Origin of the sequence: Neisseria sp. P0020.S005 (assembly GCF_051957055.1) — a bacterium.
Taxonomy (GTDB): Bacteria; Pseudomonadota; Gammaproteobacteria; order Burkholderiales; family Neisseriaceae; genus Neisseria; species Neisseria subflava_A.
In genome coordinates this window covers 177,730-193,882 of record NZ_JBQCWV010000004.1, presented here as the reverse complement: position 1 = coordinate 193,882, position 16,153 = coordinate 177,730, and the positions used below count along the sequence as shown (strand labels likewise).

14 protein-coding genes are annotated in these 16,153 nt (G+C 50.9%); 7 read left to right on the top strand and 7 right to left on the bottom strand.

Translation table 11 applies throughout. From position 1 onward, the window contains the following. Positions 1–138: 138 nt before the first annotated feature. The 6 genes from ACTHTU_RS05355 to ACTHTU_RS05330 form a co-directional block, all read right to left on the bottom strand. Positions 139–1,509 (bottom strand): chloride channel protein, encoded by a 1,371-nt coding sequence (locus ACTHTU_RS05355; protein WP_440361985.1) that lies wholly within the window; start codon positions 1,507–1,509, stop codon positions 139–141. Between the two features lie 77 nt (positions 1,510–1,586). After that, the gene (gene argJ / locus ACTHTU_RS05350; protein ID WP_063076667.1) at positions 1,587–2,807 is read right to left on the bottom strand and encodes a bifunctional glutamate N-acetyltransferase/amino-acid acetyltransferase ArgJ; all 1,221 of its coding nucleotides are present in this window, start codon (positions 2,805–2,807) and stop codon (positions 1,587–1,589) included. Positions 2,808–2,849: 42 nt separating this feature from the next. Then, positions 2,850–3,548 (bottom strand): LrgB family protein, encoded by a 699-nt coding sequence (locus ACTHTU_RS05345; RefSeq protein ID WP_070460368.1) that lies wholly within the window; start codon positions 3,546–3,548, stop codon positions 2,850–2,852. After that, positions 3,548–3,892 carry a CidA/LrgA family protein gene (locus ACTHTU_RS05340; RefSeq protein WP_296184930.1) on the bottom strand — a complete coding sequence of 115 codons (345 nt, stop codon included), beginning with the start codon at positions 3,890–3,892 and terminating at the stop codon, positions 3,548–3,550. Before ACTHTU_RS05340 ends, ACTHTU_RS05345 begins: the two co-directional genes overlap by 1 nt. Positions 3,893–4,078: 186 nt before the next feature. Beyond that, entirely contained in the window at positions 4,079–4,825 is a 747-nt protein-coding gene (locus ACTHTU_RS05335; protein WP_440361984.1) for a HesA/MoeB/ThiF family protein, read from the bottom strand. Positions 4,826–4,874: 49 nt separating this feature from the next. Next, entirely contained in the window at positions 4,875–5,339 is a 465-nt protein-coding gene (locus ACTHTU_RS05330) for a cyclic pyranopterin monophosphate synthase MoaC (protein WP_070584779.1), read from the bottom strand. Between the two features lie 187 nt (positions 5,340–5,526). On the opposite strand from ACTHTU_RS05330, the gene ppc reads away from it, so the two are divergent. The 5 genes from ppc to tyrS all read left to right on the top strand — a co-directional run bounded on the left by ppc (position 5,527) and on the right by tyrS (position 13,902). Beyond that, positions 5,527–8,229 (top strand): phosphoenolpyruvate carboxylase, encoded by a 2,703-nt coding sequence (gene ppc, locus ACTHTU_RS05325; RefSeq protein WP_440361976.1) that lies wholly within the window; start codon positions 5,527–5,529, stop codon positions 8,227–8,229. Between the two features lie 352 nt (positions 8,230–8,581). After that, positions 8,582–8,971 carry a hypothetical protein gene (locus ACTHTU_RS05320; protein ID WP_440361975.1) on the top strand — a complete coding sequence of 130 codons (390 nt, stop codon included), beginning with the start codon at positions 8,582–8,584 and terminating at the stop codon, positions 8,969–8,971. A 124-nt stretch (positions 8,972–9,095) separates the two neighbouring features. Beyond that, positions 9,096–10,187, top strand: coding sequence for a redox-regulated ATPase YchF (ychF, locus tag ACTHTU_RS05315; RefSeq protein ID WP_440361974.1), 1,092 nt, complete (start codon positions 9,096–9,098; stop codon positions 10,185–10,187). Positions 10,188–10,671: 484 nt separating this feature from the next. Continuing rightward, a complete protein-coding gene (locus ACTHTU_RS05310; protein ID WP_440361973.1) occupies positions 10,672–12,531 on the top strand; it encodes an acyltransferase family protein in 1,860 nt (619 codons plus the stop codon). Positions 12,532–12,606: 75 nt separating this feature from the next. After that, positions 12,607–13,902 (top strand): tyrosine--tRNA ligase, encoded by a 1,296-nt coding sequence (gene tyrS, locus ACTHTU_RS05305; RefSeq protein WP_440361972.1) that lies wholly within the window; start codon positions 12,607–12,609, stop codon positions 13,900–13,902. 171 nt (positions 13,903–14,073) lie between these two features. Here tyrS and hslO read toward each other — a convergent pair whose 3' ends face one another. Further along, positions 14,074–14,970 (bottom strand): Hsp33 family molecular chaperone HslO, encoded by an 897-nt coding sequence (gene hslO / locus ACTHTU_RS05300; protein WP_440361971.1) that lies wholly within the window; start codon positions 14,968–14,970, stop codon positions 14,074–14,076. Between the two features lie 260 nt (positions 14,971–15,230). Between hslO and ACTHTU_RS05295 the strand changes: the two genes are divergently transcribed. Both ACTHTU_RS05295 and ACTHTU_RS05290 read left to right on the top strand, forming a co-directional pair. Then, on the top strand, positions 15,231–15,860 hold the full coding sequence (locus ACTHTU_RS05295; protein WP_107724063.1) for a C40 family peptidase: 630 nt from the start codon (positions 15,231–15,233) through the stop codon (positions 15,858–15,860). 8 nt (positions 15,861–15,868) lie between these two features. Further along, on the top strand, positions 15,869–16,090 hold the full coding sequence (locus tag ACTHTU_RS05290; RefSeq protein ID WP_004519529.1) for a hypothetical protein: 222 nt from the start codon (positions 15,869–15,871) through the stop codon (positions 16,088–16,090). Positions 16,091–16,153: the final 63 nt, after the last annotated feature.

The following is a 16,153-nucleotide window of genomic DNA, read 5'->3' as shown; positions in this document are numbered from 1 at the left end:
GGTATCCAAGGGGAATTAAGGGGATATTTGGGTAAAATCAGGAGTAATTAGGAGCGGAAATAGACGAAAACCTATGTTTGGATTTCGGCTGTTGGGGGAAAGGAATTTTGCAAAGGTCTCGGCCTTTTATATGCCTATCTATTCTTTTTTCTCATGCGGAACATGTCCGCTTTCGGCTTCGATATGCCGTCTGAAGCGCAAACCTGCGGCATGGTAAAACGGATGCGGCGAGAATTGGCGCGAGACTTGCGAAGCGAAGATGCACGTCAGCAGCATCCAAAACAGCAAATTCTGTCCGCCCGTCATTTCCATTACCACTACGGCGGCGGTCAACGGCGATTGGGTTGCGGCGGCAAGGAATGCGGCCATGCAGAGCAAAACCGCGACATTGGACGCGTCGCCCAGTTGTGCGAAAGAAGCCATGTGTTCGCCTATCATCGCGCCAATGGTTAACGACGGCGTGAAGATGCCGCCGGGAATGCCTGCCCAGTAGCTGAACACGGTTGCCGCCCATTTTGCGGCGGCCAAGCCGATTGGTGCTTCATACGCGCCTTTGAGTGCGGCTGCGGCTTCGTGATAGCCCGTGCCATAGGTTTTGCCTTGATAAAACGTACCGAGCAGCGCCAGCAAAATGCCCATTACAAAGGCGACTACCAACAAATGACGGCGGATGAAACTGCGCCAGCGCACCGGTGCGAATGCCGCCGCGCCGCGATACAAAAAGCTGCCGAACAATCCGCCGGCCACGCCGCAGACGATGCCCGACACCGCGGCCCACATCAGCATGTTTGGCAGCTCATGTCCTTGAAAACCTGAGAAATACGGGTTGTTGCCCTGTATCGCCACTTGAATGAAACCGGCCGCCAACACGCCCATCAGGATTTGGCGTTCCCAACGCAAAATCACGCCGCGCCCCAATTCTTCGATGGCAAAGACCACACCGGCCAAAGGCGCGTTAAACGCCGCCGCCAAACCGCCGGCCGCACCTGCGGCAATCAAATCGTTTTCCTGCATGCCCCTAAATGCCAGCCCGTGCTTTTTACACCACGCGCCCCAAGCGTTCATGACCGCCGCACCCACTTGTACAGACGGCCCTTCCCTGCCGATTGACGCCCCCAAAATCATGCCCAAAAACGTCAGCGGAATCTTAAAAAAGGTTTCGCCCAAACGAATCAGACGGGTTTTCTGCGCGCCATACGGCAAAGACAAAGAGGCGATGACCTGCGGAATACCGCTGCCGGAAGTGTACGGCGCAAATCTGCGCGTAAACCACGCCAAAAGCGGCAAACCCAGCGGCAAAGCCACCCACGCAAACCACGGATATTTTCCCACCAACAAAGCGTTCCATTCCAAAGCCAAATCCGCCAAGTACGCAAACATCAAAGCCGTCAGGGCAACCAGTGCCGATCCTGCCAGCAAAAACAGAAAGGCAATGCTCTTTTTGGACAGGCGTTTGGTTTGGCGGATTTTATGGGCGAGGCGCGCCGCCCAAGTTTGGGGAAATTTCATCATAAACACGCAGTCAATGTGTTCAGACGGCCTTGATACTTTTCTCAAAGGCCGTCTGAAAACAAGGATAAAGGTTTTTAAGAACGGTAATCCGCGTTAATCGACACATATTCGTGCGACAAATCGCAGGTATAGACGGCCGCCGTCGTATCGCCGCGTTGCAAATCAATGCGAACAGTGATTTCCGGACGGTTCATCACCGCTTGTCCTGCTTCTTCGGTATAGCTTTCCGCGCGGCCGCCGTTTTCAGCCACCAACACGTCATCCAGCCACATTTTCAAAGCATCGACGTCCAAGTCTTCAATACCGGCATAGCCGACAGCTGCCAGCAGACGGCCCAAGTTCGGGTCGGAGGCAAAGAAAGCAGTTTTTACCAAAGGCGAATGGGCGACGGCATAAGCCACTTTGCGTGCCTCTTCGCGGTTTTTCGCATTTTGCACTTCAACCGTGATGAACTTGGTCGCACCCTCGCCATCACGGACAATCGCCTGTGCCAACTCCAAAGCCAGCGAACCAAGCAAGGCTTTGAGCTGCGCATAGCGCGGATCGGCGGTATTGTCGATTTCGCTCTGACCGCAACGGCCTGTCGCCATAATGACAAAGCTGTCGTTGGTACTGGTATCGCCGTCCACGGTAATCGTATTGAAACTTTCATCTGCGATTTCTTGGGTCATCAGCTGCAAAATCGGTTGGGACACTTTGGCATCAGTGGCGATAAACGACAACATGGTCGCCATATTCGGATGAATCATGCCCGAACCTTTGGCGATACCGGTAGCGCGGACTGTGTGTTTTTCGCCGACCAAGCCTGTGCGTGAAGCGGCTTTCGGTACAGTATCCGTCGTCATGATGGCACGAGCCGCATCCGACCAGAATGCAGGGCGCACTTGCGGCAAAGCGGCCACAATTTTATCCACAGGCAGCGGCTCCAAAATCACGCCGGTCGAAAACGGCATGATTTGATTGGATTGGCAGCCGACCTGTTCCGCCGCCGCCGCGCACACTTTAATCGCGTCCAGACGGCCTTGTGCGCCGGTACCCGCATTGGCATTGCCCGTATTGATAACTAAGGCACACACGCCGTCTTGGTCAAACAGATGCGACTTGGCGATATGCACCGGCGCGGCGCAGAAACGGTTTTGCGTAAACACCGCGCCCACCGTATGTCCGCCGCCCAACACCATCAGCGTCAAATCGTCGCGGTCTTGTTGCTTGATGCCGGCACGACCTGTAAACAGACGGATGCCGTCGATTTCCAACAATTCGTCTGCACGTTTTTCAGTCAAATTTACAGCCATATCATTTTCTCCTGTTTACACTATTTTCAGACGGCCTAAACGCTATACGCCCAATAAGGGAATCAAGATAGGCACCAATACCGCCGTCAATACGCCGTTGAGCGTCAAGCCCAAGCCGGCATATGCGGCCATACGGCGGCCGTATTCCAAAGACGCCGCAATACCCATCGCATGTGAGGCCGTACCCAAAGACATTCCCACTGAAGAAGGCATATACAACGTCCCTTTCAACACTTTATATCCGGCCATCTGTCCAAAAAGTCCGGCAATAATCACCGTTGCCGCCGTAATCGCCGGAATACCGCCGATAGACGCCGTGATTTCGATCGCAATCGGGTTGGTCACCGATTTGGAAGCCAGCGACAGAATCACTTCGCGCGAAGCGCCCAGCCATTTGGCAAAATACACGCCTGTAACAATGCCTGTCACGCTGCCCGCCAACTGTGACAACACCACCGGCAACCACTGGCTGCGGATACGGTCCCAATTTCGATAAAGCGGCACCGCCAGCAACACGACTGCCGGTTTCAACCAAAAATCAATAAAGTGCGAAGCAGAATGGTACAGCTCGTAATCGATGGCAAATACCTTCAAATACCCCATCAACACCAGCGTGCTGATCAATACCGGATTACACAGCACATTCCCCGTGCGCGCCCGAATCTGCACCGCCAAAGCATACACGGCCAAAGTCAGGAACAACATGACCGAGGGCATGCGCAACAGCCCGTCTATGTTCATCACATCCACCTCCTGACCCACTCATGCACTTTGCCGGTCACCAACAATACGCAGATCGTACTGCCGATTGTGGCCGTCAAAATCGAAAACCAGTCATTTGCAATCACATCCAAATAGCTGATGACAGCCACGCAAGGCGGCACCAAAAACAAAGTCAGGTTTGCCATCAAAATGTCTGCCAGCTCTCCCACCCAAGACAATTTGACCCAGCCGGCCTGAAGCGCGGCAAACAGCAAACCCATGCCGACAATACTGCCCGGCAGTTTCAACCCCAAAATCCAAACGGTTGCCTCGCCCAAAGCCAAGCAACCCAATACCACCAATAAGGCACGAATAATATTCATTAAGCCGGTTTCTCCTTATCCTTTTTCAGACGGCCTCAAAAAATTTATTAATCATTGAATCATATCGTGCCACAGGCCGTCTGAAAAGGGAAGAAACGCCTCCCTTCAAGTTTAATGAAAGACAAGTATGATTACTCTAGCGGATTGGCTTAGGCAATGTCGAAACCCCTACCCTGCTTTTTGTCTTTAACGGCCGCCGCAAACCGGGCATTCGGGATTACGTCTCACCCCGTATTGCTGCCATTTTCCGCTCAATGCGTTATAGGTAGAAAGTTTGCCGTGCGACGGCGCACCGATACCGATCAGTACTTTGAGCGCTTCGGCGGCTTGGGTCGTTCCGATAACGCCGACCAAGGGCGAAAAAACGCCGAATAATGCACAAGCGCCATCGCTGGCTTGTTCTCCGTCAAACAGGCAGGCATAACAAGGCGTATCGGGAAGGTCGGGGCGGTACACGGCGATTTGTCCGTCAAAGCCGACGGCCGCGGCGGAAACCAAAGGCGTGCGCGTGGCAACGGCGGCGCGGTTGACCGCCTGGCGTGTGGGATAATTGTCGGAACAATCAAGGATGATGTCGGCTGCGTTTGCCAATTCGACAAGCTTAGCCTCATCGAGAAATTCGGCAATGGCTGTAATGTGTGTTTGGCTGTTGATCTGTTTCAGACGGCCTTGCATGACCAAAGCCTTGTTTTTGCCGATATCAGCCTCAGTAAACGTGATTTGGCGTTGAAGATTGGTCTCATCAATGGTATCGGCATCGGCAATTGTCAGGCTGCCGATACCGGCAGCGGCAAGATACGGTAAGGCCGCCGCACCCAGCCCGCCGCAACCGACAACGAGCACATGGGCGGTCAAGAGTTTTTCTTGACCTTCGATACCAATTTCATCAAGCAGGATATGGCGGCTGAACCGCAAAAGTTGTTGATCGTTCATCATAACAATAAGGCCGTCTGAAACCCAACGTTCAGACGGCCTGAGTGGTTTAGAAATTAATATTTTCGTAGGCGTTGTCAAACAGGAAAGGACGGCCTTCGCTGCTGGTTTCGGATTCGAGGCGGATGCCGCTGAGCATCATATTGCGGTCAACGTCTTTCATCATGTCGTAAACGCTCAAGAGCGCCAAATTGAGGCCGGTCAGGGCTTCGGTGGCAATGCTGCCGTTGCTGTTCGCTTGGACGGTCAGCGTGGCCTTCAGGCAAGCCAGCTCAACGTTAATATCGAAATCAACCTGCACGCCGATGAAACGGCCGGGCAGGTGTAGCGGAATCAGGTTGGCGGTCTGTTTGATGCTCTGAATGGCGGCAACGCGGGCGATAGTCAGGATACTTGCCTTTTCGGTGGCATTCTCTATCAACACCCGTATCGCCTGCTGGCTCATGTTGACGGTGCCGACGGCGACGGCGGTGTGTTGTTCAGGAAAATCGGGCTGGTTGGGAAATTCAATCATGGGTTTCTCGCCTCTGTTTTGACAGTCAATATTTTACGGCATTTTACAGACAGCGGCCACGCGGCGGATACGAACGGCTGTTTTCTGGTTTGAAATGTATCGGACGGCAGCATTGGCAGTTTACAAAAATTTGCTATACAATGGATTCGGGACAAACCCAAATTAACATTTAAATAAGAGAAAAATCATGCAACTGCATATCTTAAATAATCCAAAAGATGCCGCTCTGGCAGCGGATGCGGAATTTTTAAAACAGTCTCTTTTCAATCTGCTGCATGAGGAAGCGTCGCCTTTGGTGGTCGAAACCGTTAAGTTATTATCGACTTCAGACGACAGCGCCGCCTTGATTGAAAAGGTGTTGCCGCAATTGGACGAACAACAAACCCACGATTTAACCCTGGCCTGCGGCCTGTTCGCACAGATTTTGAACATCGCCGAAGACGTGCACCACGAACGCCGCCGCCAAATCCACGAAGAGGCCGGACACAACAGCGCCGAAGGCAGCCTGACGGAAACCGTGCGCAAGCTCAAAGCCGGAAAAATCAACGGCAAAGCGGTGCAACAACAACTGGACAACACAGTCGTTACCGCCGTTTTGACCGCGCACCCGACCGAAGTGCAACGCCAAACCGTCTTGAGCTTCAACCGCCGCATCCGCGCGCTGCTGCCGCAACGCGAACGCTGTACCAATCCTGATGCACTGGCTCAGTTGCGCCGCGAAATCGACACTGTCCTTTTAGGCCTGTGGCAAACCAGCGAAACGCGCCGCCACAAACTTAGCGTCAACGACGAAATTAACAACGGTGTATCCATTTTCCCAATGAGCTTCTTTGAAGCCCTGCCCAAGCTCTACCGCACAATGGAACGCGATTTTCAGACGGCCTATCCCGGCGTCCGCGTTCCGAATATCCTCAAAATCGGCGGCTGGATCGGCGGCGACCGCGACGGCAACCCGTTCGTTTCTGCCGAAACCTTGCGTTTTGCGTTCAGACGGCATGCCGACGCAGTGTTCCGTTTCTATCGCGGCGAACTCGACAACCTCTACCGCGAATTGCCGCTCTCCATCCGCCGCGTCAAAGTCAACGACGACGTAATGGCACTGGCCGCCCTCTCGCCTGACGAAGAAATCGCCCGCACCGAAGAACCCTACCGCCGCGCCATCGCCTACATCATGGCACGCGCCATGGGCAAGGCACGCTCACTCGGTTTGGGCATGGGTTGCAAATTCGGCTTCCTCGAACCTTATGCTACTGTCGAAGAGTTCCTCAACGACCTGAAAAAACTGCAACGCTCGCTCCACGAAAACGGCAGCCAACTGCTGGCAGAAGGCCGTCTGGCCGACATTATCCGCAGCGTGTCCGTGTTCGGCTTCCACATGATGCCGCTCGACCTGCGCCAACACGCAGGCAAACACGCCGATGTGGTTGCCGAGCTTTTCCAACACGCAGGCTTGGAAGACTACAACAGCCTGAACGAAGAGCAAAAACAAACCGCCCTGTTGCGCGAGTTGAGCCATCAACGTCCGCTGTACAGCCCGTTCATCACATACAGCGACCATACCCGTCACGAACTGGCAATTTTCAACGAAGCGCGCAAAATCAAAGACGAATTCGGTGAAGATGCCGTTACACAAAGCATTATTTCCAACTGCGAACAACCCAGCGACCTGCTCGCCTTGGCATTGCTGCTGAAAGAAAGCGGCCTGTTGACGGTTGAAAACGGCAAACCGCGCAGCCGCATCAACATCGTGCCTCTGTTTGAAACCATCGAAGCACTCGAAAACGCCTGTCCGGTCATGGAAACCATGTTCCGCCTCGACTGGTATGATGCCCTGCTCGAAAGCCGCGGCAACATCCAAGAAATCATGCTCGGCTACTCCGACTCCAACAAAGACGGCGGCTACGTTACCAGCTCATGGTGTCTGTATCAGGCAGAGTTGGGCTTGGTCGAACTCTTCAAAAAATACGATGTCCGCATGCGCCTGTTCCACGGCCGCGGCGGCAGTGTAGGTCGCGGCGGCGGCCCTTCTTACCAAGCCATCTTGGCGCAACCTGCAGGCAGTGTTGCCGGACAAATCCGCATTACCGAGCAAGGCGAAGTCATTACCGCCAAATACGCCGACCCGGGCAATGCCCAACGCAACTTGGAAACCTTGGTTGCCGCGACTTTGGAAGCCAGCATCCTGCCGGACAAAAAAGACCCTGATGCCAAACTGATGCAGGATTTGTCGGACGTATCGTTCAAATACTACCGCGAACTGATTACCCACCCCGACTTCATCGACTACTTCCTGCAAACCAGCCCGATTCAGGAAATCGCCACCCTCAACCTCGGCAGCCGTCCCGCCAGCCGCAAAACCTTGGCACGGATTCAGGACTTGCGCGCGATTCCGTGGGTATTCTCATGGATGCAAAACCGCCTCATGCTGCCTGCTTGGTACGGTTTCGGCAGCGCAGTGGAAACCTTGTGCGAAGGTAATCCCGACACACTGGCCGCCCTGCGCGAACATGCCCAAAGCAACCCGTTCTTCCAAGCCATGCTCTCCAACATGGAACAAGTGATGGCGAAAACCGACATCACCTTGGCGGAAAACTATGCCGGCTTGAGCGAATCGCCCGATAAAGCAAAAGTCATCTTCGGCATGATCAAGGAAGAATACCAACGCAGCCGCAAAGCACTGCTCGACCTGCTGCAAACCGAAGAGCTCCTGCGCGACAACCGCAGCCTCGCCCGTTCGCTTGCCTTGAGGATTCCATACCTGAACGCCCTCAACGGCCTGCAAGTCGCCATGCTCAAACGCCTGCGCAAAGAGCCCGACAATCCTCACGCCCTGCTGATGGTTCACTTGACCATCAACGGCGTAGCGCAAGGTTTGCGTAATACCGGTTAAGGCAGTACGGAAAAAAGGCCGTCTGAAACAGTTTTCAGACGGCCTTTAAACTAACTGCGAACCGTGGCAAAGACTTTACCCACGAAACCCCATACCGTTTCTCAACCTGCTTGCCACTCTTACCCTATTCATTTAACTTACCCTGTATTTCAAACCATTGCGGGCAATAGCAGATAACCCTCTGCTAATTCAAAGTGTTCACTTAAGTATGGCAACCGCTTCAGCATGATGGATGGTCGACCTACTGACATCCCTTACCGCGGCACTACCCCATACGCCGCACAATAAGCTTTCAGACACCCTGAAGGCCGTCTGAAAAACGAAAACATCTTACGCCAAGGCAACTATCAATATGTTTGACATTGTATTTATCTTGTTATTCGGCAGGCTTCAGCCCCACCAAACACCCGACTCATCCGACACGCCCGTCCCTTTTGGGCATTCGGCGGCAGGCTCGGCTTTAATTTATTTATGCATACGCATAGGGACAATCATCCTTTATGGTTCGATTTCCGAAGCCATTGACAGCCTCCCCCTCATTCTGTTTCAAACAATCTGCATGTTTGGCTGTCTGGTTTTGTATTTCAAAATGTTACGTACCGCATCCAACCCGAAACACCGTCAGATGATTTATTGGGTACTGGGCATTCTTTCAGGTCTAATCTTAAGCCTCCTGTCCGAAAAATTGTTTTATTTAACGGCTTTATTCATTTTCTCATTCTTCGGAAGCACAATAAGCTGAATGCCTGCCCCTCTTTTTTCAGACGGCCTTTTATTATAAGAACACACCAGCATTGCAGCTGTTTTGAGTACCTCCACAATATGCTATAATCCGCCGTTAAACTTTTATCTTTTCAGGAAAAACCATGAGCTTGAAATGCGGCATCGTCGGTTTGCCCAACGTCGGCAAATCTACCCTCTTTAACGCGCTGACCCAATCGGGTATCGAAGCGGCAAACTATCCTTTCTGTACCATCGAACCCAACGTCGGCATCGTTGAAGTCCCCGATCCGCGTATGGCCGAATTGGCAAAAATCGTCAATCCGCAAAAAATGCAGCCCGCCATCGTCGAATTTGTCGATATTGCCGGTTTGGTTGCAGGTGCGAGCAAAGGTGAAGGTTTGGGCAACCAGTTTCTTGCCAACATCCGCGAGACTGACGCGATTGTTAACGTCGTACGTTGCTTTGACGACGACAACATCGTCCATGTCGCAGGCAAAGTCGATCCGATTGCCGACATCGAAACCATCGGCACTGAGTTGGCACTAGCCGACTTGGCCAGCGTCGAAAAAGCCATCGTCCGCGAAGAAAAACGCGCTCGTTCAGGCGATAAAGACGCGCAAAAACTGGTCGATCTATGCAAAAAACTGCTGCCACATCTGGACGAAGGCAAGCCTGTACGCTCCTTCGGTTTGGACGCAGAAGAACTTGCCATGCTCAAACCGCTGTTCCTGCTGACTGCCAAACCTGCCATGTACGTCGGCAACGTTGCCGAAGACGGTTTTGAAAACAACCCGCACCTCGACCGCCTGAAAGAATTGGCTGCAAAAGAAAACGCGCCGGTTGTGGCCGTTTGCGCCGCGATGGAAAGCGAAATCGCTGAATTGGAAGACGACGAAAAAGCCGAATTCCTCGCCGAAATGGGCTTGGAAGAACCGGGCCTGAACCGCCTGATTCGTGCCGGCTACGACCTCTTGGGCCTGCAAACCTACTTCACCGCCGGTGTCAAAGAAGTACGCGCTTGGACCATACACAAAGGCGACACCGCGCCACAAGCCGCCGGCGTGATTCACACCGACTTTGAACGCGGCTTCATCCGTGCCCAAGTTATCGCCTACGAAGATTTCATCGCTTTAGGTGGCGAAGCCAAAGCCAAAGAAGCAGGCAAAATGCGTGTGGAAGGCAAAGAATACGTCGTACAAGACGGCGATGTGATGCACTTCCTGTTTAACGTATAAACCCAGCGTAACGCTTTTTCAGACGGCCTTTTCTAAGATTAAGGCCGTCTGAATTTATTTTCAGACGGCCTCATGTCTTGAAATATCAACAAAACAAGACATTATCTCCATAATAAATGCGGGTATAGCCCGTAATTTTTCTTGCTTAAAATCTCTCGTTTCTTACCTACGCCTCACCTAAAAATAACGCAAGGTTACATCATCAATAACAATACCATTGATATGACAATAAACAATTAAACAATACCACATCGTATTGATTCATTATAAAAACAACATATTAAACATTGTATTGAAACTATTAACTATTTTCCTACTCTAATCTATTACTATTCAAACGCATATCCCCAGCAATCATTCTAAGAAGGCAAACAAACTGCCCAGTACTGACAAACGATGGCCGACCTCCGAAATACTGCCATTCTCGGCAGGAATCACTTTTCAGACGGCGCCATTAAAATAAACTAATTAAAATCAAAATATTATGAGCAAAGTTTTATCTTACCGCCCAGATATTGATACATTGCGTGCCGTTGCTGTTCTATCCGTTGTCGTTTTCCATATTGAAAAAAACTGGCTGCCTGGCGGCTTTCTTGGTGTTGATATCTTTTTTGTCATTTCCGGCTTTCTGATCACGATGATTATTCATCGTGAAATGAGCAGTGGGATTTTCTCGTTCAAAAAATTTTACATCCGCCGTATCAAGCGGATACTGCCCGCATTTTTTACCGTCTTGACGGTAACGCTGGTATGCGGCTTTCTTTTATTCACCAAAGATGATTTCTTCCTTTTATGGAGGACAGCTCTGTCCACCTTGGGATTCATCTCCAATATCTTTTTTGCAAAGGGTCAGGGCTATTTCGACCCCATACAAGAAGAAAAACCTTTGCTTCACATTTGGTCTTTATCGGTCGAAGAACAATATTATTTCGTCTTCCCGATATTGCTGTTGCTGGTTGTCCGCAAAAGCTGGCGCACCCAGTTTGCCTTCCTCATCACGCTATGCGTATTCAGTATTTTGGCTTCTTTTATACCGACTGCGCTGGATAAATATTACCTTCCCCATCTGCGCGCCTGCGAAATGCTGATCGGCTCGTTGACGGCAGTGTGGATGCAATACCGGCAACAACAAGGACTGGATACCGGCAAACAATATGCAGCGGCAGGCGCATTAGTTTCCGTATGCGTACTGTTTGCCTGCCTGTTTACCTATACGGAAAAAACCGCCTATTTCCCAGGGCCAGCCGCCATCATTCCTTGTTTGGCCGCCGCCGCATTCATTTATTTCAATCAATTTGAACACCGGCTGAAAAAATTTTTCCAATGGAAGATTACTGTCGGTATAGGCTTGATTTCCTATTCACTGTATCTGTGGCATTGGCCTGTATTGGCTTTTATGAGATACATCGGTTCAAACAATCTGCCTTCTTATTCGACTGCAGCCGCGATTGTCTTAATGTTTGCACTCTCCCTGCTTTCTTATTATTTTGTCGAGAAGCCGTTTAAAAACTGGAAAGGCTCTTTTGCCCAATCTGTGACATGGGTTTATGCCGTCCCCATGCTTGTTTTGGCCATTACGCCTTTTCTTGCCATGAAGCTCCCGTTTATGCAGCAATACGACCGTATGGGATTGGCACGTTCCTACACTTCTTGTCACAACAATACCGACAAACAGTGTATTTGGGGCGATACAGACAAACAGCCGGAATTACTAATTCTAGGCGATTCGCATGCCGACCAATATAAAACGTTTTTTGATACCGTCGGCAAAAAAGAAAACTGGTCGGCAACGATGGTTTCTGCGGACAGTTGTGCCTATGTAGAAGATTATGCCGCACCCGTATTCAAGAAAAACGCCTCCTGCCGTGCCGTTTATCAGTATGCCAAAGAGCATCTGCCCCAATACTCAAAAGTGCTTTTGGCCATGCGCTGGGGTAGCCAAATGCCTGAAAACAGCCACTCCCTTGCTTACGATGCCGATTTTTTCAAAAAATTCGACCTTATGTTGCAAAAACTTTCTTCGGAAAAACAAGCGGTTTACCTGATGATAGACAACCCTAATCTGTCATACAACGGCTTGCGTGCCTATATTCTGTCTTACCGCATACCGGGATTTAGTCAAAATCTTGCCATTGATGAAACAGTCACTTCAAAAGGAAATGAACGCATCAAAGAATTGGCAGAAAAATATGCCAATGTGCACATTATCGATGCCACTGCCTATATTCCGGAGAACTTCAAAATCAACGGATTGCCGGTTTATTCCGATAGAGACCACATCAACCCTTACGGCGGCAGAGAACTGGCCAAGCGTTTTTCTGAAAAACACACGCTTCTTCAGTAAGCCATAGCCATTCATCCGATGAAATTTGTTACAATTAGCAGTTTGTAAAACTGCTAATTTTTTTGGAAGATAACAATGAGCGTCATCAAAGACCTACAATCGCGTGGCTTAATCGCGCAAACTACCGACATCGAAGCCTTAGACGCTTTGCTAAACGAACAAAAAATTTCCCTCTATTGCGGTTTTGACCCGACAGCCGACAGCCTGCACATCGGCCACTTGCTGCCTGTATTGGCATTGCGCCGTTTCCAACAAGCCGGCCATACGCCGATTGCTTTGGTGGGCGGTGCGACCGGCATGATCGGCGACCCAAGTTTTAAAGCCGCCGAACGCAGCTTAAATTCTGCCGAAACCGTTGCCGGCTGGGTTGAAAGCATCCGCAACCAACTGACCCCTTTCTTAAGCTTTGACGGCGCTAACGCAGCCATTATGGCCAATAACGCCGACTGGTTCGGCAGCATGAACTGCCTCGACTTCCTGCGCGACATCGGCAAGCATTTCTCCGTCAATGCCATGCTGAATAAAGAATCCGTCAAACAGCGTATCGAGCGCGACGATGTGGGTATTTCCTTTACTGAGTTCGCCTATTCCCTACTGCAAGGCTACGACTTTGCCGAATTGAACAAACGTCATGGCGCGGTTTTGGAAATCGGCGGTTCCGACCAATGGGGCAACATCACTGCCGGTATCGACTTGACCCGCCGTCTGCACCAAAAACAAGTATTCGGCCTGACTCTGCCTTTGGTAACCAAATCCGACGGCACCAAATTCGGCAAAACCGAAGGCGGCGCGGTATGGCTGAACGCGAAGAAAACTTCTCCGTATCAGTTCTACCAATTCTGGCTGAAAGTGGCCGATGCCGATGTGTATAAATTCCTGAAATACTTTACCTTCCTGTCTATCGAAGAAATCGATGCCATCGAAGCCAAAGACAAAGCCAGCGGTACCAAGCCAGAAGCGCAACGCATTCTCGCCGAAGAAATGACCCGCCTGATTCACGGCGAAGAAGCCCTTGCCGCCGCCCAACGTATTTCAGAAAGCCTGTTTGCCGAAGACCAAAGCCATCTCACCGAAAGCGACTTCGAGCAGCTGGCACTCGACGGCTTGCCGACTTTTGAAGTTTCCGAGAGCCTCAACGTGGTTGAGACTTTGGTGAAAACCGGTTTGGCATCTTCCAACAAAGAAGCGCGCGGTTTTGTAAACAGCAAAGCGGTTTTGCTCAACGGTAAACCTGCTGAAGCCAACAATCCGAACCATGCCGCTGAAAAACCTGACGATGCCTACATGCTGACCGACGAACACAAACGTTTCGGCAAATACACCATCGTCCGCCGCGGCAAACGCAACCACGCTTTGTTGGTTTGGAAATAATCTTTAAACATTAAACGCATCGTTTAAAACAATCATGCCGTCTGAAATCAGCCACGCTTTTTTTCAGACGGCATTTTCTATTGATGATATTCAGTTTTCCAAAAAGAAAGGGCAGGTTTTGCACCTGCCCTTCTATTAAGCCAATTTCCTTAAGAAACTTTTATCCCCAGCTTACTGCAAACGTTCATTTTCTTGACGGACGGCATTCACCACATCTGCGCCAAACAAAGCGTTGACATCGGTTTCATCAAACACATACTTGCTATGGCAGAAATCGCAATCGATTTGAATGCTGCCTTGTTCTGCCACTACGCCGCCGACTTCCTGACCGCCAAGCATCAACAGCATATCACTGACTTTGCCGCGAGAGCAGGTGCAGGCAAACTCGATGGCTTCCGGTTCAAAAACGCGGGGCGGGGTTTCATGGTAAAGGCGGTAAAGGGCGTGATAAGCGTCCAAACCGGTCAATTCTTGCGGAGTAAGCGTTTGCGCAAGCGTGGTCACATGTTCCCAAGCGGCATCATCCAATTCTTCTTCCGGCAGACGTTGCAGCAATAATGCACCTGCTGCTTGGTCGTCGGCGGCAAGCGTAATATAGGTATCGAGCTGATCGGAACGTTTCATATAGTTGACCAACATTTGCGCAATGCTGTCGCCTTCCAGAGGGACAACACCTTGCCATGGGTCGGCATCTTTAGGCTGATGAGTCAAAACGAACACGCTGTTTTCGCCCAACAGCGCAGTCAGGCTTTCATCATCACGAATTTCAGCGGTTTCGTCCCAACGCGCGGTAGCACGGACAGTATTTTCAGAAGTCGCTTCCACCACCAACATTTTCAGACGGCCCTGACCTTGAACTTGAACAATCAGCGTGCCTTCGTTTTTAAGGTTGGCAGACAATAAAGAACCGGCGGCCAACAATTCGCCCAATGCGCGACGGATGGCGACAGGATAATGTTTTTGGTTGACGATGTGGTGCCAAACCTTTTCGAGGCGGATGTGCATACCGCGGATAGGCATATCGTCGAAGATAAAGCGTGTACGGATATCGCTGTGATTTTGTGTCATGTCAGTCTCTGAAAATAAATCAATGAATGCCGCTTATATGGTTGCAGCGGAGGATAAATCAAGCGAAACCGCGTTTAATGTTTTTCTAGTTTGTTTGGAAACAAGGGTTTAACGCAAAATAACAGCAGTTTTTTTGCCAAAAAGACGGTTTTTGAATACAATCAAGCAGATAACAAGAGAATGATACGGGATAACATCTCAGAAACCGGCAATGTGCCTGCAATCGGCAGGGAATGCCTTCTGAAACGGAAGTTTTTATAATGAATTTTTTACTCCGGCTCGCAGCAGTTTGGACTTCGGTCGCCATGCTCGCGAGCGTCAATTTTTCTTACGCCGATGATTTGGAAAACCTGATTACCACCCGTCAGCGTGTTTTAAACCAATTCAACGACAACGCCAACGTTTACGGCAATACGCGTCAGGCAACCCCTGTCCACCCCGTCAATACACACTCCGCTCCAAGCAACAATACGCGCGCACCCTCAGGCAATGCAGACGAATTGATCGGCAGCGCCATGGGCTTGCTCGGCGTAGCCTACCGCTACGGCGGTACATCAGCCTCTACCGGCTTTGACTGCAGCGGCTTCATGCAACACATCTTTAAACGCGCCATGGGCGTAAACCTGCCGCGCACCTCTGCCGAACAGGCGCAAATGGGCGTTGCCGTGAACCGTTCCGAGTTGCAGCCGGGTGACATGGTCTTTTTCCGCACCATGGGTCGCGGCCGTATTTCCCACGTCGGCCTTTACATCGGCAACAACAATTTCATTCACGCGCCGAGAACGGGCAAACGTATCGAAATTACCAGCCTCGGCCACAAATATTGGAGCGCGAAATACGCCTTTGCCCGCCGCGTGAAGAAAAACGATCCATCCCGTTTCTTGAATTGAGGTACACGATGGCAATGCCGCAAATGCCCAAATGGTATGACGACGACGGTCAGATTGTTTCCTGCACCGAAAAAGTCAAAGTCATGACCGAAAACTTGAACGAACTGTACCAAATAGCGCAGGACGCATTTGAAGACGCGCTGCTGATGGGTTGCTCCGAAAAACAGTTGCGCGAATACTTCCGCGACTTAATGGCCGGACTGGAAAACCCTTATCAAAAAAACGGGTAGTTATTCGATCCATACAAAAAAGGCCGTCTGAAAGTTTTTCAGACGGCCTTTTTTATCGGGCAG